The 25,778-nt window shown below is 42.2% G+C and carries 24 protein-coding genes and 1 pseudogene; 10 read left to right on the plus strand and 15 right to left on the minus strand.

Annotation, left to right across the window (positions count from 1 at the left end):
• Positions 1-145, minus strand: a pseudogene (locus tag H6G97_RS18130) (photosystem II q(b) protein); the annotation flags it as partial.
• Between the two features lie 703 nt (positions 146-848).
• Between H6G97_RS18130 and H6G97_RS18135 the strand changes: the two are divergent.
• Positions 849-1,220 carry a DUF2237 family protein gene (locus H6G97_RS18135; protein ID WP_190942119.1) on the plus strand — a complete coding sequence of 124 codons (372 nt, stop codon included), beginning with the start codon at positions 849-851 and terminating at the stop codon, positions 1,218-1,220.
• 85 nt (positions 1,221-1,305) lie between these two features.
• Here H6G97_RS18135 and H6G97_RS18140 read toward each other — a convergent pair whose 3' ends face one another.
• The 5 genes from H6G97_RS18140 to H6G97_RS18160 form a co-directional block, all read right to left on the minus strand.
• Positions 1,306-3,453, minus strand: coding sequence for a hybrid sensor histidine kinase/response regulator (locus tag H6G97_RS18140; RefSeq protein ID WP_190942120.1), 2,148 nt, complete (start codon positions 3,451-3,453; stop codon positions 1,306-1,308).
• 10 nt (positions 3,454-3,463) lie between these two features.
• Complete coding sequence (locus H6G97_RS18145) at positions 3,464-4,030, minus strand: chemotaxis protein CheB (protein WP_190942121.1); 567 nt, start codon at positions 4,028-4,030, stop codon at positions 3,464-3,466.
• 64 nt (positions 4,031-4,094) lie between these two features.
• A complete protein-coding gene (locus H6G97_RS18150; RefSeq protein ID WP_190942122.1) occupies positions 4,095-4,958 on the minus strand; it encodes a metal ABC transporter permease in 864 nt (287 codons plus the stop codon).
• A 45-nt stretch (positions 4,959-5,003) separates the two neighbouring features.
• Positions 5,004-5,783, minus strand: coding sequence for a metal ABC transporter ATP-binding protein (locus H6G97_RS18155; RefSeq protein ID WP_190942123.1), 780 nt, complete (start codon positions 5,781-5,783; stop codon positions 5,004-5,006).
• Positions 5,784-5,933: 150 nt separating this feature from the next.
• Positions 5,934-6,938 carry a metal ABC transporter substrate-binding protein gene (locus tag H6G97_RS18160; protein ID WP_190942124.1) on the minus strand — a complete coding sequence of 335 codons (1,005 nt, stop codon included), beginning with the start codon at positions 6,936-6,938 and terminating at the stop codon, positions 5,934-5,936.
• A 774-nt stretch (positions 6,939-7,712) separates the two neighbouring features.
• On the opposite strand from H6G97_RS18160, the gene H6G97_RS18165 reads away from it, so the two are divergent.
• From H6G97_RS18165 to H6G97_RS18185, 5 genes are all read left to right on the plus strand, one after another.
• Positions 7,713-8,213 (plus strand): DUF2231 domain-containing protein, encoded by a 501-nt coding sequence (locus H6G97_RS18165; RefSeq protein WP_190942125.1) that lies wholly within the window; start codon positions 7,713-7,715, stop codon positions 8,211-8,213.
• A complete protein-coding gene (locus H6G97_RS18170; protein ID WP_190942126.1) occupies positions 8,210-8,827 on the plus strand; it encodes a DUF2231 domain-containing protein in 618 nt (205 codons plus the stop codon). The genes H6G97_RS18165 and H6G97_RS18170 overlap by 4 nt, the downstream gene beginning before the upstream one ends.
• A 98-nt stretch (positions 8,828-8,925) precedes the next feature.
• Positions 8,926-9,852 carry a cytochrome c oxidase subunit II gene (locus tag H6G97_RS18175; RefSeq protein ID WP_190912745.1) on the plus strand — a complete coding sequence of 309 codons (927 nt, stop codon included), beginning with the start codon at positions 8,926-8,928 and terminating at the stop codon, positions 9,850-9,852.
• Between the two features lie 13 nt (positions 9,853-9,865).
• On the plus strand, positions 9,866-11,527 hold the full coding sequence (gene ctaD / locus H6G97_RS18180) for a cytochrome c oxidase subunit I (protein WP_190912597.1): 1,662 nt from the start codon (positions 9,866-9,868) through the stop codon (positions 11,525-11,527).
• A gap of 97 nt (positions 11,528-11,624) precedes the next feature.
• The gene (locus tag H6G97_RS18185) at positions 11,625-12,227 is read left to right on the plus strand and encodes a cytochrome c oxidase subunit 3 (protein WP_190942127.1); all 603 of its coding nucleotides are present in this window, start codon (positions 11,625-11,627) and stop codon (positions 12,225-12,227) included.
• 113 nt (positions 12,228-12,340) lie between these two features.
• Here the strand turns inward: H6G97_RS18185 and H6G97_RS18190 are convergent, their stop codons facing one another.
• Together H6G97_RS18190 and H6G97_RS18195 are read right to left on the minus strand one after the other, a co-directional pair.
• The gene (locus H6G97_RS18190; protein ID WP_190942128.1) at positions 12,341-12,937 is read right to left on the minus strand and encodes a hypothetical protein; all 597 of its coding nucleotides are present in this window, start codon (positions 12,935-12,937) and stop codon (positions 12,341-12,343) included.
• 202 nt (positions 12,938-13,139) lie between these two features.
• Entirely contained in the window at positions 13,140-14,492 is a 1,353-nt protein-coding gene (locus H6G97_RS18195) for a helix-hairpin-helix domain-containing protein (protein ID WP_190942129.1), read from the minus strand.
• 409 nt (positions 14,493-14,901) lie between these two features.
• On the opposite strand from H6G97_RS18195, the gene gatA reads away from it, so the two are divergent.
• Positions 14,902-16,362 carry an Asp-tRNA(Asn)/Glu-tRNA(Gln) amidotransferase subunit GatA gene (gene gatA / locus H6G97_RS18200; protein WP_190942130.1) on the plus strand — a complete coding sequence of 487 codons (1,461 nt, stop codon included), beginning with the start codon at positions 14,902-14,904 and terminating at the stop codon, positions 16,360-16,362.
• A 52-nt stretch (positions 16,363-16,414) separates the two neighbouring features.
• Here gatA and H6G97_RS18205 read toward each other — a convergent pair whose 3' ends face one another.
• Positions 16,415-16,879 carry a helix-turn-helix domain-containing protein gene (locus H6G97_RS18205; RefSeq protein ID WP_190942131.1) on the minus strand — a complete coding sequence of 155 codons (465 nt, stop codon included), beginning with the start codon at positions 16,877-16,879 and terminating at the stop codon, positions 16,415-16,417.
• A 194-nt stretch (positions 16,880-17,073) separates the two neighbouring features.
• On the opposite strand from H6G97_RS18205, the gene H6G97_RS18210 reads away from it, so the two are divergent.
• Both H6G97_RS18210 and H6G97_RS18215 read left to right on the plus strand, forming a co-directional pair.
• Positions 17,074-17,982 (plus strand): alpha/beta hydrolase, encoded by a 909-nt coding sequence (locus tag H6G97_RS18210; RefSeq protein WP_190942132.1) that lies wholly within the window; start codon positions 17,074-17,076, stop codon positions 17,980-17,982.
• A 234-nt stretch (positions 17,983-18,216) separates the two neighbouring features.
• The gene (locus H6G97_RS18215; RefSeq protein WP_190942133.1) at positions 18,217-18,843 is read left to right on the plus strand and encodes a PadR family transcriptional regulator; all 627 of its coding nucleotides are present in this window, start codon (positions 18,217-18,219) and stop codon (positions 18,841-18,843) included.
• Between the two features lie 185 nt (positions 18,844-19,028).
• Here the strand turns inward: H6G97_RS18215 and H6G97_RS18220 are convergent, their stop codons facing one another.
• Positions 19,029-19,715: an HAD family hydrolase gene (locus tag H6G97_RS18220; protein ID WP_190942134.1), complete on the minus strand. Its 687-nt coding sequence runs from the start codon at positions 19,713-19,715 to the stop codon at positions 19,029-19,031.
• Positions 19,716-19,972: 257 nt separating this feature from the next.
• Between H6G97_RS18220 and H6G97_RS18225 the strand changes: the two genes are divergently transcribed.
• Positions 19,973-20,746 (plus strand): glucosamine-6-phosphate deaminase, encoded by a 774-nt coding sequence (locus tag H6G97_RS18225; RefSeq protein WP_190942135.1) that lies wholly within the window; start codon positions 19,973-19,975, stop codon positions 20,744-20,746.
• A 604-nt stretch (positions 20,747-21,350) separates the two neighbouring features.
• Here H6G97_RS18225 and ureG read toward each other — a convergent pair.
• From ureG to H6G97_RS18250, 5 genes are all read right to left on the minus strand, one after another.
• A complete protein-coding gene (gene ureG, locus H6G97_RS18230; protein WP_190942136.1) occupies positions 21,351-21,947 on the minus strand; it encodes an urease accessory protein UreG in 597 nt (198 codons plus the stop codon).
• 92 nt (positions 21,948-22,039) lie between these two features.
• Entirely contained in the window at positions 22,040-22,732 is a 693-nt protein-coding gene (locus H6G97_RS18235; protein WP_190942137.1) for an urease accessory protein UreF, read from the minus strand.
• A complete protein-coding gene (gene ureE / locus H6G97_RS18240; protein WP_190942138.1) occupies positions 22,707-23,153 on the minus strand; it encodes an urease accessory protein UreE in 447 nt (148 codons plus the stop codon). Before ureE ends, H6G97_RS18235 begins: the two co-directional genes overlap by 26 nt.
• A gap of 441 nt (positions 23,154-23,594) precedes the next feature.
• Positions 23,595-24,170: a single-stranded DNA-binding protein gene (locus H6G97_RS18245; protein ID WP_190942139.1), complete on the minus strand. Its 576-nt coding sequence runs from the start codon at positions 24,168-24,170 to the stop codon at positions 23,595-23,597.
• A gap of 293 nt (positions 24,171-24,463) precedes the next feature.
• Positions 24,464-25,720: an FAD-dependent oxidoreductase gene (locus H6G97_RS18250; protein ID WP_190942140.1), complete on the minus strand. Its 1,257-nt coding sequence runs from the start codon at positions 25,718-25,720 to the stop codon at positions 24,464-24,466.
• Positions 25,721-25,778 lie beyond the last annotated feature (58 nt).

Genomic DNA, 25,778 nt, shown 5'->3' on the forward strand with positions numbered 1-25,778 from the left:
CGAAGCAGGCGGTAGCGGCTAGCAGGGTAGGAATCATGACTACGCCGAACCAACCGATGTAGATGCGGTTATTGGTGCTGGTGATCCATTCGCAGAATCGATCCCATACATTGACGCTTGAGCGCTGTTGTAAGGTTGTTGTCATTGTTTTATAAGTGCGGTTAGTTATTTATGAATCAGACGGTTTTGTTTTCGCCTGTGAATCTACTTTACAATGCTTTACAATTTTTAATCAACTTTTATTACTTCAGTAAAACTGATACAACTTATTAGTTTTGCTTATTTAATATCATGTCCGGTTAATCAAGCTGAATAAAAAATGTTTGTAATCAGGACTAACGCTCAATTCGCGCAGCCTTTGGTAAAAAATGGAAGAAGGTTTTGATGGTCGGAAGCCACTTCTGTTTGCAACGGTTGCCTCCTTACACCAGATTAAAAACGGCTACAAGTTTAGATTTACTTGCTTGTCTGGGAATAATAGCTTTTTATATTACCGCTATTTTAGAAAAAATAACCCTCAGCTTACTACTGAGGGCTTTTTTTGTTTGGCAAAATGGCATATCTGTAAATTAGAGGGTTGCTATGGTATTGGAGTAGGATACATTCCATGCGAAAGTACTGACTTGCATTACCTCTGGTAGTTTGCCAGGGGTTTTTATTTTAACTGAGAGCGATCGCTCTTAAATATTCTGCTGAAAAGTTTATTTTTAACGATTTTCATACAAGTCATTCTATAATTCCTTGCTTTTCGGAATTAATCAGAGATAGCGGTTTTAATTTTAAGCAGGGAACTGACAATAAATATAAGCTTATATTTAAGTGGAAAAATCAAGTACAACGAATTAACGATGACAGACGCTAAAAACGTAATCGATGGAAACCTAGAGGTTTGCTGTACTTCTCCCGTGACTGGGTTTTACCGCGACGGTTTTTGTCGTACAGGTGGTCAAGATTTCGGATCGCACGTTATATGTGCCCAAGTGACATCAGAATTCTTGGAGTTCACCAAATCGCAAGGGAACGATCTTGGCACAGCTGTTCCTGATTTTAATTTTCCTGGATTGAAGCCTGGCGATCGCTGGTGTTTGTGTGCTTCTCGTTGGCAAGAAGCTCTCGAAGCTGGCGTTGCTCCACCCGTAATACTTTCAGCAACTCATGCTAGGGCTTTGGAAGTGGTTTCTCTAGATGAACTGAAAAAGCATGCTCTAACTTCGTCTTGATTGGGCATTGGGCATAAGAGGCAGAGGTGCAGAGGGGAAAAACTTACTGTAATTTTTCTCCTGCTCCCCTGCTTCCACTGCCTAATCAACTCACTGGAACTTCCAAAGGCAGTTCTAATACATTGGCAACCGCAGCAATCAATTTATTGGGGTCAATTGGCTTAGATAAATGCTGTTGAAACCCTGCTGAAAGGGCTTCCAAGCGGTCTTCTTCTCGTGTGTATGCTGTTAAAGCGATCGCTGGGATGCGTCCGCCTTTTTCTGGTTCTAAAGAGCGCACTTTCCGAATTAGCGTATAACCATCTTGTCCTGACATCCCGATGTCGCTAATTAGGATATCTGGTTTTGCTTGTTCAAGTACTGTTAGCGCTTCATCAACTGATGCTACCGCAGTGGCAAAAGCCCCATACTCCTCAAACATAAAACTGAGAAAGTTACGGGTATCTGCCTCATCATCTACAACTAACACTCTTAATCCAGCAAGGGGCGTAGATGCTACAGGAGAGGAACTTTTTCCTGTTGCTTCTCTATTCCCCCTATAATCTTGTAGCAGTGGTAGTCTCACAGTAAAGGTTGCTCCTTGTCCAGTGCCTGAACTTTGGGCAAAGATTGTACCCTTGTGCAGTTCCACTAAATGACGAACGATCGCTAATCCTAGTCCTAGTCCGTTGTGCGATCGCGTTGTGGTACTGTCTGCTTGCCGAAAACGCTCAAATACTTTGGGTAAAAACTCTGAACTGATACCAATGCCCGTATCGATAACTTCAATTTGGGCGTACTGAGATTTTAAATTTTGAATTTGGGATTGTAGATTACTGCTTTCATCAGTGTTTGAACAGGCTAAATTTTTACCATCAGATCCCAATCCAAAACCGTTCGACTGAGAGCTGACGCTGAAGTCTGAAATCGAAAATCCAAAATGCTTTGATAGCCTAACATCTACCCTACCACCTTTAGGGGTAAACTTAATGGCGTTAGTTAATAGGTTCCAGACAACTTGCTGTAAACGGGCTGGATCGCCATAGACTGACCCTACCGAAGTATCCAGGATAGTATTTAACTTAATATCTTTCGGTTCTGCTAAGGGACGAACTGCCTCTAATGCCGCCTCCATGACTGTGAGCAGATTCACCGCAGATACATTTAACCGCAACTGACCACGGATAATCCGGGATACATCCAAGATATCCTCAATTAGTTGCATCTGAGACATTGCGTTGCGTTCGATCGCTTCCAAGGCGCGGGAAGTGGCTTTTTCGTCAAGTTTCTTGGCGCGGAGGATTTTTGACCAGCCCAGCATTGAGGTTAGAGGTGTGCGGAGTTCGTGGGAGAGAACAGCAAGAAACTCATCTTTCATCCGATTCGCTGCTTCTGCTTCATGTCTTGCCGTCTGTTCTCGAATCACTTGAGCGCGGACTTCTTCTGCTTGCTTGCGTTCTGTAATATCTTCAAGGGTGCCTACATATCCCAGTAATTCCCCTTGACCGGAAAGCATCGGTGATGAGCGAACTTGAACCCAACGGACGCTACCGTGAGCAGTTTGAAAGCGAAATTCTTCCGAGTAGTCCCGACCTTCACAAATGTAAGCAGACCAACTAGCGATCGCTCGTTCTCTGTCTTCTGGATGAACAGATTCCAGCCATATTTTTTCTAAACTTTCGGCCGCTTTTAAACCACAAATTGCCTGATAACGAGGATTTGTATATCTACATCCTCCTTCAGTATCAATTTCAAAAATGCCAACGGGTGAGCAAGTACTTAGCGATCGCAATCGTTCTTCACTTTGCCTCAGTTCTGTATTTACAGCTACTAACTGCGCTGCTTGTTGCTTGACAGCTTCTGTTTTCTTAAATAGTTCTACGAATACTGTAACTTTAGAAGTCAAAATATTCGGGTCTAGTGGTTTGAGCAAATAATCAACGGCACCCAAGGCATAGCCTTTAAATAGCATTTGGTCGCTGCTGCTAAAGGCGGTGAGAAAGATAATTGGAGTGTGACGCGATCGCCCCCGATTGCGAATTAAGGTAGCAGTTTCAAAGCCATCCATCCCAGGCATTTGCACATCAAGCAAAATAACTGCAAAGTCTTGATGCAGCAGACACCGCAAAGCTTCCTCCCCAGAAGTAGCTCTCACGAGATTCTCCCCTAGTTTTTCTAGGATTGCCTCTAGTGCCAGCAAATTTTCTAGTTTATCATCCACTAGGAGGATGTTTACTTGGGGTTCCATTTGCATCGGTTTCTTTCTATGATGAATAACAAAGCTTGACCATCTGGGAAGCAATGTTTGAGAGTGTCAAAATCCAGTCTACTGTAACAGCAGAAATTGCGGCCTCTGGCATAACATAGCTCTCAGCTGTGGCAGGTTCTTGTACAATAGTAATTCCTCCCCGCGCTTTTATTTTCTTAAGACCTTGCATACCATCTTGGTTTGCTCCAGTCAATATTACACCAATAACTTGCTCTGTGTAGACATCGGCTGCCGACTCAAACAGCACATCAATAGATGGTCTGGCATAAGAAACAGGTTTATCAGTTGAGAGGGCAAAATGACCTGGTTCAACCAGTAAATGATAATCTGCTGGGGCTATGTAGATATGTCCTGATAGTATTTCGTCCTTGTCTTCCACTTCTCGAATTTTCAACAAAGTGGATTCTTGTAATAAATCCTTGAGTGTGTTAATAGACTCTTTATGACGGTGTTGGACGATCGCGATCGGCACAGGAAAGTCTACTGGTAAATTCCCTAGGACAATTTTCAATGCTGATAATCCGCCTAAAGAAGTACCAATTACTACAATTTTAAATGACACTTGTTTCGCCCTCACACCTGCGGAATGTGGGTTAGGTAGATAGCAAAGGCTATTTCATACTGAATCAGTCAGTGTTTTCTTGCTTCTTTGCTCTTACCAGTAACCCATGTTTAGGTGCAAAAATCATTGCTATGACAAACAACAAGGTTTGTAACACCACTATACAACCCCCAGTTGCACCATCGATATGATAGCTGATGTAAGTCCCCATAACACTAGAAAATACTCCAGATGCCATTGAAATTAGTATCATCTGGTCGAAACGGTCTGTTAATAAATAAGCCGTTGCTCCTGGAGTCACTAACATAGCGACAACCAGAATAATTCCCACTGTCTGGAGTCCGGCGACAGCAGTTAAAGAGAGTAATGATAGTAAAATATAGTGCAGCGCTCCTGTGTTTAAGCCAATGGAACGTGCATGAGTGGGGTCAAAACAAAATAATAGTAAATCTCTGCGTAAAATAGCTATTGTTACTAAAGTAATCCCGCTAATAATCACCGTTTGGAGAATGTCTTCATTAGAAATACCTAAGACATTCCCAAACAAAATATGCGTCAAGTCTACGCTGCTTGGAGTCTTGGAAACTAGTACCAAACCCAGAGCAAAAAATCCTGTAAATACAAGTCCAATGACAGTATCTTCTTTAATCCTTGTCTTCGCTTTGATATAACCGATCGCAATAACTGAACCCACTCCAAAGACAAAAGCGCCCACAGCAAAAGGGATATTTAAGACATAAGCAATTACTACCCCAGGCATTACCGCATGAGAAACAGCATCTCCCATTAAGGCCCAACCTTTAAGAGTCATAAAACAAGATAAAACAGAACAGACCACACCAACTAAGGCACTTACACAAATTGCCTTCACCATGAATTCATGCTGTAGAGGTGTGGTGAACCAGTCTAAGAATGCGAGAGTATTCATATTTTTATAACTTTAATCCAAACAATATAAATTAAAAATTATCAATCAATCAGATTCATTTTTATTTCCACGGATTATCTGACTTTTGCCGAGAGACAAATCTCCTAGAGAACCGCCAAAAGTCCGTGATAGATTCTCTTCTGTGAAGACTTCGGATGTATCACCATAAGCTAGAATAGTCCGGTTAATGAGTACTACTTGGTTACAGAAAGTCGTGATAGATGCTAAATCATGGGTAGAAATCAAGATTGTATGACCTTCTTCTCGCAATTCCAGCAATAAGTCAATCATTGCTTTTTCTGTTTTAATATCTACCCCAGTGAAGGGTTCATCTAATAGTAAAACTGTTCCCTGTTGTGCCAAAGCACGGGCAAGAAAAGCACGTTTTTTCTGTCCACCAGAGAGTTCTCCAATTTGGCGATCGCGCATTGACCACATTTGCACCCTTTCCAAACTCTCCCTTACCACTCTTTGATCGTTCGCCGAGGGGATTCGTAGTATATTCATGTATCCATAGCGTCCCATCATCACCACATCATGGACACTTACTGGAAAATTCCAGTCCACCTCTTCCGACTGTGGTACATAAGCCACCAAGCTTTTTTTCTGCACAGTTTTTATCGGTAAACCATTAATCAAAACCCTTCCTGTGACTGGCTTCAAAAACCCCATAATTGCTTTAAATAGGGTTGATTTACCGCTACCATTCATCCCCACCAAACCACTGATTGAACCTGTTTGAATTTGCAAAAAAGCACCATGCAAAGCAACTTTGCCGTGGTAAGCAACTGTCAAATTTTCGACATCAATACTAATGGATTTCATTAAAAATCACCTCTAAAATTAATTAATAGCTTGTAGTAAGCAGCTTCAGCCCTCTTTCCAAAGATGTAACGTTTTCCAGAGAACAAAATAGGACTAAATTCGTTACTACAAGCTTATTTTCAATAGTTAGATTTATTCTTGCATACTTGCTCACTTTTCCCCTAATCCCTGAGTTAGAGTATTAATATTACCTTCTAACAACTTGAGATAAGTTGGTGCTGGCCCATCCGCTGGAGATAGAGAATCAACGTAAAACACTCCACCAAACTTTGCTCCCGATTCTTTAGCTACCTGACGTTGTGCCCCATCATTAACTGTACTTTCGCAGAAAACTACAGGGATTTTATTTTTTTTAACTGTATCAATGACTTTTTCTAGCTGTTTGGGAGTAGCTTGCTGTTCAGAGTTGACTGCCCAGAGATAAGCTTCTTTCAAATTATAATCGCGGGTAACGTATGAAAATGCGCCTTCACAGCTTACTATGTAGCGCTTCTCTACTGGAACTACCGAAACAGCTTTTCGCAGTTTCTCATCAACGTCCTTAATTTTTTGGCTGTATGCTTTGGCATTGGTATTATAAGTCTCTGCATTTGCTGAGTCCAAATTAACCAATGCCTTGCGAATATTCTCTACGTAGATCAAGGCGTTTTGTGGTGACATCCAAGCATGGGGATTAGGCTTTCCTTTGTAAGTATCCTCCGCAATTTCTACAGGTTTAATTCCCTCAGTGAGGGTAATGTGAGGCACTTTGGGGACGCTGTTATACAACTTCTGTGCCCAACGCTCTAAATTCAGACCATTATTCAAAATTATGTCTGCTTTTTGCGCCCTCACCAAATCGCTAGGAGTTGGTTCGTAACCATGAATTTCCGTCCCTGGTTTAGTGATAGATTCGACAATCGCCTTGTCTCCCGCCACGTTTTGCGCCATATCTGCAATGACTGTAAAGGTGGTAAGAACTACTTTTTTATCTTTTTTATCTATATCTAGGTTGGTGGTAGTAGCTGTGCCTGGATTTGAACTTAACTGTGGTTGAGAGTTAGAGGTTGGGCCACACCCACCCAAACATAGACTTAATAGTAGCCCAGATGCTACAGCCAATTTTTGCCCGTACTGCGGTAGTTGCATCTTAAAATTATTGATATTAAATCTCATTATAGCAATTTCATAATCTTCTCACTTTTGTCTCACTTTAGCAGAAGCAAGATAAAAATGAAAGAATTATGAGAATTTTATGAGAAGGAAAAAGTGAACCTGTGGTAATCCACCTTATTTCTAGGTTCTGACTTAACGTGGTTCGATACTTTTGTGTCTTGATTCTTTACTTTTCTCATTTTCAGGGGCATTTTGAGCAGTTTAAATATTTTGTTGTTTGCATCACAAACAAATATTCGATGATTGTGAAATACTTTACAGACAAATCTTGTATTTAGGTTTTGTAGTATTTAAATTATTGCAAAAATCAATACATTATGGAAATATTTATTTGTTAGATAACTAACTGTTAAAAGTTTAATATTTATTGTTTTGACAATTCATAAAAATTTACTTAAGCTAAAGGATAGGTTAAGCAAATCAACAAACAACAGCAATTTGATTTAGCTACATCAAGAATTGCTGTTGCAGACTATCCGCATGAGGGAATGAATCGAAACCAAAATTATTCCATGTAGGCAATTAAACCTGATTTGGCTACAAAAGCTAAGACAAGATTAAGCGTATTGCACCGCGCATAAATTGAACAGATTCCAGTCAATTATCGATGGATACTTGTGGTGATGTTAGTGAGTATCCATCAATTATTGAAGTTTGACTAGTGATTTTAGATTTTGGATTAGGGTCTTCTGGTTTATCTCTCGTCAGGGATGGAATAAATCTAAAATCCAAAATTGATTGACCAAAGTGCGGTAGATATGTCCAGGAGAAACAATGCTTGAGTATTTGACATCTTTGAACGACCACAATTTACCTTATCCAGATACGATTCATCCCATCGTTGTCCACTTCGTAATTGCGATGGTATTGTTTTCCTTTTTCTGCGATGTAGTTGGCTATTTTACTGGTAAATCCGGTCTTTTTGAGGTGAGTTGGTGGAACATGGTAGTTGCCACGATCGCCATCTTCGTTGCGATTATTTTTGGTCAGTTTGAAGCAGGTTTAGCACAACCTTACAGCCTAGCTAAATCGGTGCTAAATTTGCATACGCTGATTGGTTGGTCACTTTCGGGAATCATCACGGCAATTACAGCTTGGCGCTATGTAATTCGTGCCCGCAACCCGCAAAAAGTACCAATTTATTATTTGGGAGCCGGACTAGTTTTAACTTTAATAGTTGGCTTGCAAGTATATCTCGGAGATGAACTTGTTTGGGTGTATGGATTGCATACAGTGCCAGTTGTAGAAGCAGTAAAGGATGGTCTGTTGCGATGAACTCAGAATTAATTGATCAATTAAGCGGCTCTCTAGGCGCAAACGGATTACCTTACATAATTCCCATTCATCCTAACTTAGTCCATCTGACAATAGGTTTGTTCATTATTGGAATGACCTTTGATATTGTCGGTGTTCTGTTCCCCTTTGAAAAATGGGTCTTCAAATTTTTAGCAATTACTGTGGAACGTGACAACTTATTTGATGTTGGCTGGTACAACATGCTAGGTGCCAGTATCATCACATTTTTCACAGTGGCAGCAGGCTTTTATGAAATGCTGTTGGCAACACCACCAGCTGATATGAAAAGTGCCTGGGGATTGCAGGCAATGGAAACTATGCTTTGGCATGGTGTGGGTGGTGTGTTCTTATTAGCGCTGATTGTTGTCTTGACCATCTGGAGAGGATGGCAGCGCTTCGTTTGGGCCAAACAAGAATATAAACAGACAGATAGAGAAGTGCAATGGATCTATCTGTTGGCAGGCATAGCAATCATGTTCATTCTGTACGTCCACGGGACACTAGGGGCACAAATGGCTGCCGAGTTTGGCGTACACAATACAGCAGATAATTTGCTGCGATCGCACCAAGACCTCAATACAACACTCAAATAAGTCATTTGTCATTTGTTTAAAGTTACTAACCATCAAATGACCAATGACAAATGACCAATGACCAATGACCAATGACTAATGACCAATGACCAATGACCATGAAAATCCAGAAGATTTTAAATATTTTGACGCTGCTTACAGGCGCGATCGCAGTGACTATTACAAGTCTCTGGATCGGGCAGCAGGCTTACTCCTGGCTTCCCCCCCAAGCAGCAGCCGAATCCGTACTAATTGATGATTTGATTAGCTTCTTAGTAACCCTCGGCGCTTTCATCTTCTTGGGAGTAACAAGTACTCTGATGTATTCTGTGATCTTCCATCGGGCAGTCAAAGATGACTTTACCGACGGCCCCCCAATTGAAGGTAATATCACCTTAGAAGTTGTCTGGACAGCAATTCCAATTCTGTTAGTGTTGTGGATTGCGGGCTACAGCTACCAAGTTTACGAACAAATGGGGATTCAAGGCCCATCGGAAATAGTTCACCTGCATAATCCATTGGGAATGGAATCGGCTTATGCAGAACCAAAAGATGCGCCAGCTAACGCTTTAGCGGAACCTGTAGAAAAAATCGACGTACTAGCTAAACAGTGGGCGTGGGTTTTTCATTACCCAGAAAGAGATATTACCAGTACCGAATTGCATTTACCGAGCGATCGCAGAATACGTTTAGCGCTGAAATCACAAGACGTTTTGCACGGCTTCTATATACCTGCATTTCGCCTCAAGCAGGATATTATTCCTAACCATGCGATCGACTTTGAATTTACTCCCATCCGCGCTGGCAAATACCGATTGACCGATTCCCAATATAGCGGTACATACTTTGCGACGATGCAGGCGAATGTGGTTGTCGAATCTCCTGAAGATTATCAGCAATGGCTAGCACAAGCTGCAACCCAAAAACCATCCGTAGCAAATAATCAGGCAGCTTCTGAGTATGCTCAAACATCCAATCAATCGGTCCAAACTGGTTGGGTTACAGTTCCACCTGCTGCACCTCCTCTAGTCAATTCACCTGGTTGAAAGGAAACTAACCATGACTAATGTTCCTATTGAAGGTATCCTTCTCCCTGATGAGAAGCATAACCACGAATCTCCAAGTAACTGGAAAGAATACTTCAGCTTTAGTACTGACCACAAGGTAATTGGTATCCAGTATCTCGTTACCTCCTTCTTCTTCTTTCTCGTCGGCGGTATCTTTGCGATGGTGATGCGGGGAGAACTGATGACACCCGAATCAGATTTAGTCGATCGCACCATCTACAACGGTATGTTCACCATGCACGGCACTGTGATGCTGTTTTTGTGGACATTTCCCTCACTCGTTGGTTTTGCCAACTATTTAGTACCCCTGATGATTGGGGCGCGAGATATGGCATTTCCCCGCCTCAACGCCGTCGCCTTTTGGATGGTGCCAGTAGTCGGAATTATCATGATGGGTAGCTTCTTTGTCCCTGGTGGCCCAGCCCAAGCCGGTTGGTGGTCTTATCCGCCAGTCAGTCTTCAGAATCCCACAGGTAACTTGATTAATGGTCAAGTTCTCTGGCTCTTGGCGGTGGCAATATCCGGCGTATCCTCAATTATGGGGGCAGTGAACTTTGTCACCACAATCGTGAAGATGCGGGCCCCAGGAATGGGCTTCTTCAAAATGCCGTTGTTTGTCTGGGCAGTATTTAGCGCCCAAATCATCCAACTATTTGGACTACCTGCATTGACAGCTGGTGCGGTAATGCTGCTACTCGACCTCACAGCAGGCACTGCCTTTTTCGATCCCGCCAAGGGTGGTAATCCAGTAATGTTTGAGCATTACTTCTGGTTCTACTCCCACCCCGCCGTTTACGTGATTATTTTGCCCATCTTCGGCATTTTCTCGGAAATCTTTCCAGTTTATTCACGTAAACCCTTATTTGGTTACAGAGTAGTTGCCGTTTCATCCATTTTGATTGCGATCGTCAGTGGTATTGTTTGGGTACACCACATGTACGTCAGTGGTACACCCGGCTGGATGCGGTTGATTTTCATGCTGACGACGATGTTTGTATCTGTCCCCACAGGAATTAAAGTATTTGCTTGGGTAGCAACTATTTGGGGCGGTAAACTGCGGCTAAATACCCCCATGCTGTTTGCCTTGGGTGCATTAATCATGTTTGTCTTCGCAGGAATCACAGGCATCATGCTTTCTTCCGTGCCCGTTGATGTCCACGTTAACAATACCTACTTTGTAGTGGGACACTTCCACTACGTCCTCTACGGCACAGTGACGATGGGCTTGTATGCTGCCATCTACCACTGGTTCCCCAAAATGACCGGGCGAATGTACTCCGAAAGCTGGGGTAAAATCCACTTCTGGTTAGCCTTCATCGGCACCAACCTCAACTTTTTGCCCATGCACCCATTAGGATTGCAAGGGATGTTGCGCCGAGTTGCTTCCTACGCCCCAGAGTACACATCCTGGAATATCATCGCCAGCCTGGGCGGATTTCTCTTAGGAATGTCCACCTTGCCCTTTATATTCAACATGGTGATTTCTTGGATGCAAGGCGAGAAAGCACCCGCTAACCCTTGGCGAGCAATCGGACTAGAGTGGTTAGTTTCTTCACCCCCCCCAGTAGAAAACTTTGAAGAAATCCCCATCATCATCTCCGAACCCTACGGCTACGGCAAATCAGAACCCTTAACATCCAACCTCCCAGAATAAACGCAAACTATCGGGAAGACGCAAAAACCCTCCGCGTCCCTCTGCGCTTCCCTCCGCGTTCCTCTGCGTTTTCAAATTCCCCCTCAAACCAACAAAAATGGACACCTATATCAATCCCCACGAACTGCACCACACACCCGCAGAACATACCCACGGCGAAGAAGGCAACAAGATGTTTGGCTTCATTGTCTTCCTCCTCTCAGAAAGCGTCATTTTCTTAAGTTTTTTCGCCGGATATGCCATCTACAAAACAACAACCCCTAACTGGCTACCAGCTGGCGTTTCCGGGCTAGAAGTAAAAGAACCGACAATCAACACGATAATTCTTGTCGCTAGTAGTTTTGTGATTTACTTAGCAGAACGTGCCCTTCAACGCCATGACTTAGTAAAATTTCGCCTGTTTCTCTTGACAACAATGGCGATGGGAACTTACTTTTTGGTTGGGCAAGCGATTGAATGGAACGGCCTCGATTTTGGCTTCACCACAGGGGTATTTGGCGGAACATTTTACCTGCTAACAGGTTTCCACGGTTTGCACGTTTTCACTGGTATTCTGTTGCAGTCAATAATTTTGGTACGTTCTTTCATTCCTGGCAACTACGACACAGGCCACTTCGGCGTGAACGCGACTTCATTGTTCTGGCACTTCGTCGATGTTATTTGGATTATTTTGTTTATCCTAATCTACGTTTGGCAATAAAGATTGATGGGAAGAAAACCCAGATAATTTATCTGGGTTGGTGTATGGGGCATTATTGATTACTTTTATGCCCCATACACCATTCACTGTAATAACTATAATTAGGTCTTGGCTCAACTTTTCAAATTAACCTTTCCCTCAAACTTTGACACATCTTGATGAGATAGAAACTTTTCAGTACTGTGATAACTCCTTCGCCATTGTTCGAGCTTATCTATAGATATTGATTTAGATGTGACATTCACACCATTTCCTCGCCAAGCAACTTCTGAATCTGTTGTGAAAACCCCGCACTCTAATTGATCTAGCCTCATATTCCAATATTCGCTAAATCGACCTTTTAAAGTAATAACTTGCTCAAATACCTTGTTTCTATGTTTATTTCTTCTTTTTCGTTCTGTTGCTCCAGTTGCTTCTGTATCAATAAACTTAGTTTCAATTAAAAACAAGCTACCTTTAAAGGTCAAGAAGACAAAATCACACTTCCCTAAATCTGTATAATCTGAAATTGGAGACTTTTCAAATAGCAGCAATTCAGCGCAGGAGGGAAACAATTCTTTAATATTCAGAAATAAATAAGCTTGCAATAGAAGTTCCTTATCATAAGGAAACAATATTACTCCTTCAAAAAATTTTTGAATGTCCTCGTGAGTTTGGGGTTGAATTCTTTTACAGTATGAGACAAATTTATGTAGCTCGTTTACAATCATCAAGTTTTAACTCCTTCCCCCGGTCGCAGCCTTAAGGGTCTTAGCATAAAAAGATACCACTCCCTCAAGGAAATCATCATCCGCATAAGTAACTAAAAAAACGATAAAAGTCCCAAGTACTTAAGGCGATTTACTGTTGACAGTTCAATAAAACTAATTTTTAAGCTGCTTTTCAGTATTGGTGGATTTTTCACTCCTGGCCTCAGCTACCAATCAGCGATTTTATATGAGCAGGAAAACTAGCGTTTTGCAAAGCTTGAACGGTTATCCTAGAATCTTGTACGCAAAATTGCCAACCTAAGCGAACAAGCTTACGAGAAGTTTCAGTTTGAATAATTCCAATCACTGGCATTCTCGCCTTTTCTTTGTCTACTGAGTGGTCTTGCAAAATTGTTTTTAAGCGATGTAATTCTTCGATATTACCTGCTTGTTGGGGATTTAACTCGACCATCACCATTTGTACTGTTTCCACTGGTTCTGCATCTTCAAGAATAAATTGAGTTTGCTCGTCTCGTCGATCTACTTTTCCCCAAATAATCAATCTAGTATCAACTTGGAGTAGTGTACTAATGCGTTCATAAGTTTTTGGAAAAACTACAGCTTCTGATTGTGTAGTTAGGTCTTCTATTTGCAGAATTGCCATCTGATCGCCTTTTTTCGTCACCACCTTTTTGACGTTATTTAACATCACAACTGCACAAAGCCTTGTATCTTCCCTTTGTTCTCCCAGTTGTGAAAGGTTAATTGGAGTCAAAAGTGGTGCTATTTGCCGTAAGGATTTCAGTGGATGATCTGATACATAAAAGCCTAGTAATTCTTTTTCCATCTGCAACTTTTTCTGTGGGGGTAAATCTGTCACAGGTTTAGATTTAGGAGCAGTTTCAAAAGCGTTATTTGCTCTTTTATTCTGAGTCGAAGAAAATCCGTCGCCCAACAAATCAAATAGATTCCCTTGACCACTGGCTCTGTCTTTAGCGCGAGATTGTGCCCAATCATACACTAATTCTGAGTCGTTAATTAACTGTTGACGGTTGGGTTCAATTTTGTCAAAGGCTCCACAGTAAATCAGCGACTCCAGAGTTCGGCGGTTAACAGCACGTAAATCCACCCGATCGCAAAAATCAGCGAGGGATTTAAACTCTCCTGTATCATTTCTCGCTTCCAAAATACAAGCGATCGCATTTTGTCCCACGTTACGCACCGCCGAAAATCCAAACAGAATCTTTCCTGCCGTCGGTGTAAAGTCAACACCAGAACGATTAATGTCTGGCGGATCTATGGAAATCCCCATATTTGTACAGTTAGTAATATATCTCTGTACCTTATCGGTATCACCACTGTTAGCCGTTAACAGTGCCGCCATATATTCCAATGGGTAATTAGCTTTTAAATATGCTGTTTGATAAGTTACATAACCATAGGCAGTGGAATGGGATTTATTGAAACAATTGGAAGCTATCAAGCCATTTTTAATCGCAAAATTATGGTCACGCTCAACCCCAATGTCATAAACATTTTGTTTGCCTAAATATTTGCGTGTGGCTATTTTGATCATCCTACCCTACCCCTGAAAAAATTTTTGCAAAATTAATTAATTGATAAAATTATGAACCTTGTAGTATTGATAGCCCTTAGAATATAGAATTATATCACTAGAAAACACTGCTATACTCTTACAGAAAGTAGTAAATATATATCAATGTATATCAAAACTTTAGTAAACTCTTCAACGGATGGTTGATAGCTATATATTTGCTGTTTTTAAAACATATTAAACACGTTTCAATAGATATTAATTTGCTTAGATTCAGATGTGCCGGGAGTAGGGGATAAGGAAGTAGGGCAGACAGGGGAAGATAAGGGTGATGAGGGGCACAAGGAGAATAACCAATGCCCAATACCCTATACCCAATTTCGGCCAATATGTACTAAAATCAATGACTTGAGTCACAAAGAGAGCAATCATGGCATCCATCCGCGAGTTGCACCAACAACTGGTTAAAAAAGAACGTTCTGCTGTTGAAATTACCCAAGAAGCTTTAGAGCGTATTCAAGCATTAGAGCCGAAATTGCACAGCTTTTTATGTGTGACGGCAGAACGAGCATTAGAGCAGGCGGGTGCTGTGGATGCCAAAATTGCTGCGGGAGAAGAAATTGGCCTGTTAGCAGGGATTCCTGTGGGTATCAAGGACAATTTATGCACCAAGGGAGTTCCCACAACCTGTGCCTCCCGGATTTTGGAAAACTTCGTGCCGCCTTATGAATCAACAGCGACACAAAAACTGGCAGATGTTGGGGCGGTCATGGTAGGCAAAACCAACTTGGATGAGTTTGCAATGGGTAGTTCTACAGAAAACTCTGCCTACCAAGTCACGGCTAATCCTTGGGATTTGTCACGAGTTCCGGGTGGTTCTTCGGGGGGTTCTGCGGCGGCGGTGGCGGCTCAAGAATGTGTAGTTGCTCTCGGTTCTGATACTGGCGGTTCGATTCGCCAACCTGCATCTTTCTGCGGTGTTGTGGGAATGAAACCAACTTATGGTCTGGTTTCTCGTTATGGTTTGGTGGCTTACGCTTCGTCTTTGGATCAAATTGGGCCATTTGGAAACACAGTAGAAGATGCCGCAATATTATTGAGTGCGATCGCAGGTTACGATCCTAAAGACTCTACCAGCTTGAAAGTTCCCATTCCCAACTATGCTGCTAGCTTAAAACCAGACTTCAAACCCAGAGGTCAGCTAAAAATTGGTATCATTAAAGAAACTTTTGGTGAAGGTTTAGACTCTGTAGTGGAACAAGCTGTTACTAAAGCAGTAGATCAACTACAAAGTTTGGGAGCAGAAATTCATATAATTTCCTGTCCCCGGTTTCGCTATGGCTTACCCACCTATTACATCATCGCCCCATCAGAAGCATCAGCAAACCTGGCTCGTTACGATGGCGTTAAATATGGCTATCGCGCTCCTGATGCAGATAATCTGTTATCGATGTACACTCGTACCCGTGCGGCTGGTTTTGGTACAGAAGTCAAGCGCCGAATTATGATTGGCACTTACGCTCTTTCGGCTGGCTATTATGACGCTTACTATCTAAAAGCGCAAAAAGTCCGTACTTTAATTAAGCAAGACTTTGAAAAGGCTTTTAGCGCGGTTGATGTGTTGGTTTGTCCCACATCTCCCACTACAGCATTCAAAGCAGGGGAAAAAACTACTGACCCCTTGAGTATGTATTTAACCGACTTGATGACTATTCCTGTAAATCTTGCTGGTTTACCTAGTTTAAGTTTGCCATGTGGTTTTGACGATCAGGGGCTACCGATAGGATTACAGCTAATTGGCAATGTGCTGCGAGAAGACCTACTGTTTCAGGTAGCTTATGCTTATGAGCAATCCACTAGTTGGCATCTGCATAAACCGAAAATATCTTGAAATTTGTCATTTGTCATTGATTCTGCTTCTACCACTCCCTACTCCCTTTTGGTCATTTGTTAGCCTGATTACTGACTATTGACTGTTGATTATTGTTTTCTGGAGTCACCGATTGAGATATAAGTTGTGGATTCAGTGTATGAAGAAGACCAGCAGATGCAGCAACTAATAATAAAATATAGGTCAGAACAAGAGGAATATATGAATTTCCCTTGTTGTCTAAGTTCTTATGAGCATTTTTGGAGTCTTGAGGGACAACATTGGTTATAAGGCTGTATGATAAAGCATTTCCATCCAGCCCTAATGCATCTCCATAACGACGGATGAATCCTTGCAGAAAAATAAGCTCAGGCAATTCTTCAAATCCTTCTGCTTCTAAAGCTTGCAAAACACCTGCTCTAATCAATGTTTGAGCAGCTATTTCTTCTATGGAGATAGATTTTTCTTGTCTTACTTGTCGTAAGTGTGTGGTTATTTTTTTTAATTGCTCTACTTGAGCTTCGTTTAAGAGCGTCACAGTCTTCTCCTCTATAGGCTAATTCTACTATTCATTCATAGGCTGAAATGTGCATACGTAAATTTACTGAATATTTGATTTTTGGATAAAATTTTTTGTTCATGGCTTAATCCTGCATTTTAAAATGCTAAGGCGGCTTAAGCTAAGTATTTTTTTTGTTAGAATACATACCTTGAAAATCAAAAAAATTGGGTATGAAAATTAACAGGTTGCAATTTCTAATACAAGTATTTTCCCGACGGCTACTCTGGGCTGGGATAATTGCAGCGATCGCTTATAGTGCAATCTGTCTATTTCTTTTTATTAAGCAACCTCGATTCATTTTCGTTCCCTCTGCTGTTATTGAAAAGACACCAGAGTTTTTTAATCTCCCTTATGAAGAGGTGTGGTTAGCTGTACCAGTTAAAACAGGCAAGGTAGAACGCATCCACGGTTGGTGGATAAAAGCCAAGAAACCCAATGCTAAAGTGTTGCTATACTTGCACGGTAATGGTATCAATATCGGCGCAAATATAACTCATGCCAATCGGTTTCATCAACTAGGATTTTCCGTGTTGCTGATTGATTACCGGGGTTATGGTCGCAGTGAAGGCAGCTTTCCCAATGAAAAGCGGGTTTATGAAGATGCAGTTACAGCTTGGAATTATTTGGTACAGCAACAAGAGATTCCACCCAACCAAATTTTTATTTATGGTCATTCTTTAGGAGGTGCGATCGCCATTGATTTGGCTGTGAAACACCCACAAGCCGCCGGTTTAATCGTGGAAAGCTCCTTTACTTCCATCCGCGATTTAATCACTTATCGAAATATGTTTTGGATGTTTCCTGTGGATTTAATCTTGACACAGCGCTTTGAATCCATTAAAAAATTGCCAAATTTAAAAATGCCAGTTTTATTCATTCATGGCGCTGTTGATTGGACTGTACCCTCTTTCATGAGCGAAAAAATGTATGCCGTTGCTCCCGAACCAAAACAACTATTCTTGGTTACAGAAGCAGATCATAACAACACCGCAGTAGTTGGCGGTTCACAATATTTGCAACGGATAGAGTCTTTTGTCCAACAAGCGCAGACTCGTAGCTATTTGAACAGCCTCGACTAGTCGTCTATCAAGCCAACAATGCTTAAGTAAACCAAGTATTAAAATCTTTCTCTCTGTGTTCTCTGTGTCTCTGTGGTTCGTTATTTAACCTAGCAAAGTTAGCGTGGCGATCGCACAGCCGCCGTAGGCAGCGCAGCTGCTTACGTCACAAATCTTCATCCAAATTGTATTCCGATATATCGTGATATATTTTGATATATCGTATATTAGAAAAAGTTGATTTGAGATTTACTTATGTTTAGACACTTTCGGTCACGTTTTGGGACACCTGCATGGGCAGGAGTTAGCGAAGATGATTCATTGTTTGTCAGGTCTTGGTTTGGGCATAGCAAGCATCATGGTAGACATCATGAAAAACACTTTGGCAATGAAATGTTTGGTCGTGGTTGGGGAGATGAATACCGGACTCGTCGCGGTGACATCAAGTTCATCTTGCTGGAATTGTTATCCGAGCATCCTAGTCATGGTTACGATCTGATTAAAGATGCGGAAACTCGCTATGGTGGTTTTCGTCGCCTCAGTCCTGGCTCAGTGTATCCAACACTCCAATTGCTGGAGGAAGGTGGTTATCTCAAGAGCGCGCAGGAAGGTGGTAAGCGGGTTTACACGATTACAGATGAGGGTAGGCAATTATTGGCAGAACGTACTCAACAAGAAACTTCAGATTCTCCTTGGGACAACTTCAAAAGTTTTGTGACAGGTAAGCCTCAAGAGTTTATCGAATTGCGAAATGCTGCCACAGAATTAGCTGCTGTAGTGGTGCAGGTTGCTCGTAGTGGCAATATGGAGCGAATAAATCGAGTGCGTGAGCTTTTAGAGCAAGTTAAACGGGAAATTTACGCGATTCTGGCTGAAAAATAAGTAAAGGCTCGTAGTAAGGACTAAAGTCCTTATTCTTTCAGTACTAAACTGCTTACTACAAACCCTTTAGTAGTTTGCTCACGCTGTTGATAGGGTTAGCGTTCGCGTTCATTATAACGAGTGCCTGCGATCGCAGATGCGGGAATTAGTCTTTTGCAATTTGAACCTCACACGACTTAAAGCCGTCAAAAATTAGAAGCGATCGCACTTAAATTTGGATCAATCAATGAGTTCAGCAATGTCCACAATTGCAAATCAGTAAAATCTGGAATTGCCATAAATGCGCCGACTGACTGCAAAAATTGCGGATCGTGGGTAGAGGCTATACCAATGGTGCGGATATCTGCGCTCACCGCTGAACGAATACCAGAGGGAGAGTCTTCTAAGGCGATCGCTTCCTCTGCTGTAATTCCCAATTTATTCAGGGCGACTTGGTAGGGTGCAGGGTCGGGTTTACCTGCGATACAATCCTCCGCTAAAACAACTGTATGGAAAGCTTCTTTTATTCCCAAAACCTCTAGCATAAATTCTGCATTTAATCTAGGGGCATTAGTTACTAATGCTCGTTTTAACTGATGTGTATCTGTCCAGGCTAGTAGTTCAGAAAATCCATTCAATGGCTGAAGATCGGGGGCAAGTTCGCGGAAAAGCGCCTCTTTATCGTCTGCAAATTTTTGCCCTTCTGCTGCTGATAATTGTGGCAAAATATCTTTGACAATTTCTGGATTTAGCCGCCCACTAATTCGAGATTTATAAAATGTTTCGTCAATTTCAATGCTATAATTTGACAGCGTTTGCTGCCAAGCTCGGTAGTGTATGGGGTCAGTGTTGACAATAGTGCCGTCTAGGTCAAAGAGAATTGCAGCCAGCATGATTTTTTGGTAAAGTGTAAATAATTGTTAACTTAATTTAAATAGTTTACATTGTTTTTTTACTTAGTGATTTTTCCTTCGTCAATACAGGGAACTAAGGAAAAATTCGTCCTCAAAGGGTGAGATTTTAAGCAAATCTCAAGAGTCACAAATTAATCTGCTAAATCTAAAATCTATACTGGATAGGGCATATAAGGGCAGACAGATCAAGCCTTTCAACAAACTGCCATATAATTGATAACCTTCGGTGTAAGCAAATGCCAGCCGCTACAAACTTTTTTCGCGTTGATGATTTAGTAGTGCAGATTTACAACTCTGAAGTCGAAATGGCCCAGGATGTTGCCGAAATCGCGCAAAAGCATTTACAGCAAGTTCTCAAGCAACAAAATACAGCTGCTGTATTGTTAGCAACAGGTAATTCCCAACTCAAATTTCTCGATGCTTTGATTGCATTGGGTGGTGTAGATTGGTCACGGATTATTTTATTCCATCTAGATGAATATTTGGGAATTACTGCTGACCATTCTGCCAGTTTTCGTCGCTATATGCGAGAACGTGTAGAGAAGCGGGTTACTCCTAAGGAATTCCACTATATAGAAGGTGATGCGTTGCAACCAGTAGCAGAGTGCGATCGCTACACTAAACTATTGCAAGCACAACCAATTGACTTATGCTGTCTCGGTATTGGCGAAAATGGACATTTGGCCTTTAACGATCCAGCAGTCGTAAATTTTCAAGACCCTTACAGTGTGAAACTAGTAAAACTAGATACGATAAACCGTCAGCAACAAGTAAGTACAGGCCACTTTCCGAATCTAGAAACTGTTCCACAATATGCTTTTACTGTCACCATCTCAATGATTTGTTCAGCTAAAAAAATTATCTGTCTTGCTCCAGAAAAACGTAAAGCGAATGTGGTAAAACAAATGTTGCAGGGGTCTATAAGTACAGATTGTCCGGCTTCTATTCTCCGTCAACAACCCCAAGCAACGTTATTTTTAGATGTTAATTCTGCTAGTTTGCTGTCGTGAAATCTGAAATATCGATGTGCTGGGCATTTTTACAGATTAGAGTAGCACAGCTGTGTGCCCTTGAGGTGCGATGCCTACGGCGGGCTACGCCTACGCAAAAAAATTCTGTTACCAAAATTGTTACGAGGGCGTTGTGGTTTGGCAGTTACTTTATCATGATATACAGTTAAGCTCCTTACACCACACGGAAAACCGGGAAACATAGTGTTTAACGGTTTTTTCCTTTTCTGTACAGTGACAAATTTTTGTCGTTTAAGACCTGTGCGATCGCAATCACGATGTTGTTTGAAAAGTCTATCGTTGTACCAATATTTATCCTAGACATCCTTAAAAAATGAGAATTGAAGAAGAATTCAGAAGTCAGAATTCAGGAGTCAGAATAAATCAGTCGGGTATTCAGATCGGCGCAGGTCTTGTTGACCACCAAATCTGCGATTTGGTGGGGGTCTTAAACCCAGTTATTCAGACGCGACGCTCGCAGACTCGCTACCGCTACGCTATCGTGGACTCGCTAACGCTGCGCTATCCGCCAGTCATACGGAATCCATTCTGAATTCTGACTCCTGACTCCTGAATTCTGTTCGATAACCTTCTCATTTTCTTTTTAACAGATATTTGTGCAAACAAATTTAATTACATCTGCAAGTCCAGACTGAGTTTTCAAATTAGTAAAAATAAAAGGTTTATCGCCGCGCATTTTTTTAGCGTCTCGTTCCATCACACTTAAATCTGCACCAACATAAGGTGCTAGATCAGTTTTGTTAATCACCAATAAATCAGACTTAGTAATGCCGGGGCCACCTTTGCGGGGAATTTTATCGCCTGCTGCAACATCTATGACGTAAATTGTTAAATCCACTAATTCTGGACTAAAGGTAGCAGCCAAATTATCACCACCACTTTCCAAAAATACCAAATTCAAATCAAGAAAACGTTCCTCTAACTGTTCAATTGCCGCCAAATTCATTGAAGCATCTTCGCGGATGGCTGTGTGAGGACAACCACCAGTTTCTACACCCAAAATGCGATCACTGGCTAACGCCTGAGAACGCACTAAAAACTGGGCATCTTCTTGAGTATAAATATCATTCGTCACTACTGCAATTTGATACTGCTCACGCAACCCCTTACACAAAGCATCAACCAAAGCCGTCTTACCCGAACCCACTGGCCCAGCAACCCCTACTCGAAATGCATTCATTGTTATTAGTCCTTTGTCATTTGTTAGTTGTCACTTTTCCTTGGTACAGGTTATTAGTTCTTAGTTTTTGACCAATGACTAATGACCAATGACTAACTCCTAAATAATCTTGTATACTGCGTTTCATGCTGCATACTTGCTAGTGATAAACCCCAACTACAACAGGCGAGTTGATCGTCCTCCAACGCTAGAATTTCTAACGCCGCAGCAATGAGTAATGGCTGCAAATCTAGCAATAACTGCTGTCCTGCTGTTTGTCCAAGGGGGATAAGTTTCACGCCAGCAGTAATCAAGTTACTTGCCCAACTATGCAGATATCCGAGTAATCCGGCTTGGATACTGATTTGCCAATGGGCAATTGCAATGCCAAAAGCGATTGCATAATTGCAAGGATTTCCTACAGCATTAGCAATAGGTATAATCTGCGGTTCTAGTTTACCAAGTAATTGGATGAGCGATCGCCCCATCTGCCAACTAGAGGCACGTAACTCTTCTGTTTCCCTAGCCGCGGATAACCAGAGATTCCAACGGCATAGGGACTCAACATTGCCCATTTTTGCCGCTTGCTGCGATCGTACCATCACCGCCGCCTCCAACCGAATTGCCCCATAGAGCAACTCCGCTTCTAGCCAATGTTTGAGATGTGGCTGGCTAGCGATCGTACCATTTTCCACTAACATTTCCAAGCCTTCAGAATAACTATATGCTCCTACAGGCAAAGCAGGGCTAGCTAACTGCAAAATACTTAAAAGATGGCTATCAGTGAGCATGATGGTGTTGTCCATAAGCTCCCAATTCTGGCTGAAACGGTGAAATTTCCTCTTTAACTTCTAACCCCAGTTGTTCCAACATTGTGCGTAAAACAGAGTCTGAGGACAAGCGTAAATAAGTCGGAGTAATTTCCACAGGGACATGGCGATTTCCCAAATGGTATGCCGCCCGTAATAATAAAAGTGGTGTTTGGGCAAAGGCAGTTAGCACCAGTTCTGGTTTGGCGATAATTCTGATTAAACTGCTATGGGCTTCTTCTTGCAGAATATCGCCATCGTGTAAAACAGTTCCTCTGGGTAAATGTAAAAACACAACTTTACCAGCTTCCGTTTCAAAGCGATGACGACTGCGGGTACGTTCTTCTGCTGTCAACGGCAGAGTAAAGGTGACTGTGGCATCGGGGTTAGGTGGTTTAAGTTGGGTAAATGTCAGCATAAGGGACTTGCAGTTAAAAAACATCCCACAGTAGGGACGCAAGACCTTGCGCCCCTACTCAGTATATTGGTCTATCCCATTCTGAGGGCTTGTAGAGACGCGAAATTTTTCATCTCTACAGGGTTTTGATAACCAACCAAACTAATCAAATTTAATGACATCAACCAATAGTGGTCTGTCCCATTAATTTTGCTGGGTTGCTAGATCCCCGACTTCTTCAAGAAGTCGGGGATCTGAAACCACTAACCTCTCAAAACTTTTGGGACAGACCAATAGACTTCTTGCATAAGTCGGGAAAAGGGCAAGGCAGAAGAAGGAAGGGGGAAAAGTTCTGTATTGTCCCCTTCCCCTTTAACCTTTACCCTTTTCCCCCTCTTGCAAAAAGTACTTTTGCAAGAGGTCTAACAGTTAGCGAATTGAATACACACTCAACTACCAACTTTAGAACGGAATATCATCTGGATCTGGTTCTTCCTGTTTCACTGCTGGATAAGTGGTTCGCTCATAATTTGTGGGTTGGGGTATGGGTTCGTAACTTGTTGCTTGGGGAGTAACAGCAACAGGATTTGTCGCTGGGGTAGGTGCTGAACGTGGTGACTCGTAATTGGGAACGTCTTTTTGTGCAGGACGAGATGCTGAAGATTGTTGCCGTGGAGCAGTTTCAGTGAATGATGATGGAGTTACAGTTGCTGAGGGCAATGGATCGGTATTAAAACTGCCTCCAACAGGTTGAATTTGTTGCACCGTCAATTCAGCGCGTTTTTCTTTAAAACCTTCCATTGGAACAGTATTCATACCTAAACGCCCTACCAGGATGACGCGATCGCCTTGGTGGTAGTTTTGCTGAATTTCTGTCGCTAAATTTCCCCAGCCGACAACTTTCAGGGTGGCTGGTGGATCTTCTGGTTTCTGGGAATTAGGAAACTGCACCAGCATTTCCGTGACTCCCAGATTATCTGCTGTATAGCGCAGTTGCGGCTCGTTAATAATTTCCGCCATCAAAACGCAGCTGTTCATTAAAATTACTCCTGACTGCAAAAAGTACTGATTGAAAAAGAGAGGGTTTTTCTATGTAGTGCCAATTAATATCTAGATATGTTTAATTGTTTGCATTTTTTAATAATGCCTGAGTTTTTAGTTATTTCTAGCATAAAAGCCAAGCGTAGGTGTAGCCTGTCGTAGACATCACTTTGAACAGCATTGAGTATGCCGCCCGCCACCCTCGCTTGACTAAATGAGCATTGGATTCTGCATTTGAGTAGTATAATTGTACCATTCATTAGTTAAATAGAAAAAATTCTTGGCAAAAATTAAGTCTTAACGTGAACTGGAAAAACACCCAAACCAATCAACCTGCCTGGTAGGTCGCGCAAGATGGGTAAGCGCAAAAACGCAGGTGGTACAAAGGTACGATTTGAGGTGAGAACTGGGGCAAATACCCGCTTTTGGATAAAAGTTTGAAACGCCTGAATGATGCGTGTGGGCAATTCGCGTTGACGTTGTACTTTTGCTAGATCGCTAAATTGTACTTGTCGGTTTTTGAGCGGTTTGCTGAGTACATTCGCCGCGACTACAGCATCTTGAATTGCGTAGTTAATGCCAACTCCACCAATGGGGGACATTATATGGGCAGCATCACCAATGAGTAACAAACCGGGGTGATACCAGCGCTTGACGCGGCTAGACTCGACTGAGAGAAAAGCTATATGTGACCAATCATGTAAATTTTGGATGCGTTGCTGGAATTCTGGCACTACTTCCACAACAGATTTTTTTAATTCCTCCAAACCCCTAGTCCGCAGTTGTTGATAGCCTCCCTTGGGAATAACATAGGCAACTTGCCACTCATCACCACGGTCAAGCATGGCGATGATTTTACCTTGACCAAAGCGCCCCATTCCCCCCTCTGGGTCTTCTGGCTGACGCGGTAAGCGAAACCAAAGGATATCCATTGGCGGCGAGGTTTCGATGGATTCAAACTCACCCAGGTGGCGTAAACGTGAGTGGCGACCATCTGCACCCACTGTCAGTATTGCCCGGATTTCATGCCAGCCACCGCCTCCTCGATAGCGGACACCTTGAATTTCGCCATTTTCGGCAATTAATTCTTGCACATTCGCACCCATTACCAGATGGAAACTAGGATATTTTTGTGCTTCTTGGGTGATGAACTCCAGAAATTTCACCTGGGGAAGCATTGTAATGTATGGGTAGCGGGTTTTTAGGTGACTAAAATCTGCCAAAGTGACAGTATCTTCAGGAGTTTTAAACCTAATTTGGCGCATTTTGGCATGGGGGAGTTCAAGCAAGCGATCGCTAAGTCCCAATTCTTCCATAATTTCCATCACCGACGGATGAATTGTATCACCACGAAAATCACGATCAAAGTCTTTGTGTGCTTCCAGCAGCATTACAGAAATGCCTTGACGCGCTAACAACAGCGCCAATACTGCTCCTGCCGGCCCCCCACCCACAATGCAACAATCTGTGGTTTGTACGTCTACAATGTCATGGATAAGGTTAACGCTTGTGTCTTGGGAAAGATTTTTAGGTATATCGGTAGTCATAACAATACCTCCTGACAGCCCTAAAATTTAGGGTAGTTTGCTTTTGATGGTGCAAGCT

The sequence above is a fragment of the Nostoc flagelliforme FACHB-838 genome (assembly GCF_014698065.1).
GTDB classification, from domain to species: Bacteria; Cyanobacteriota; Cyanobacteriia; order Cyanobacteriales; family Nostocaceae; genus Nostoc; species Nostoc flagelliforme_B.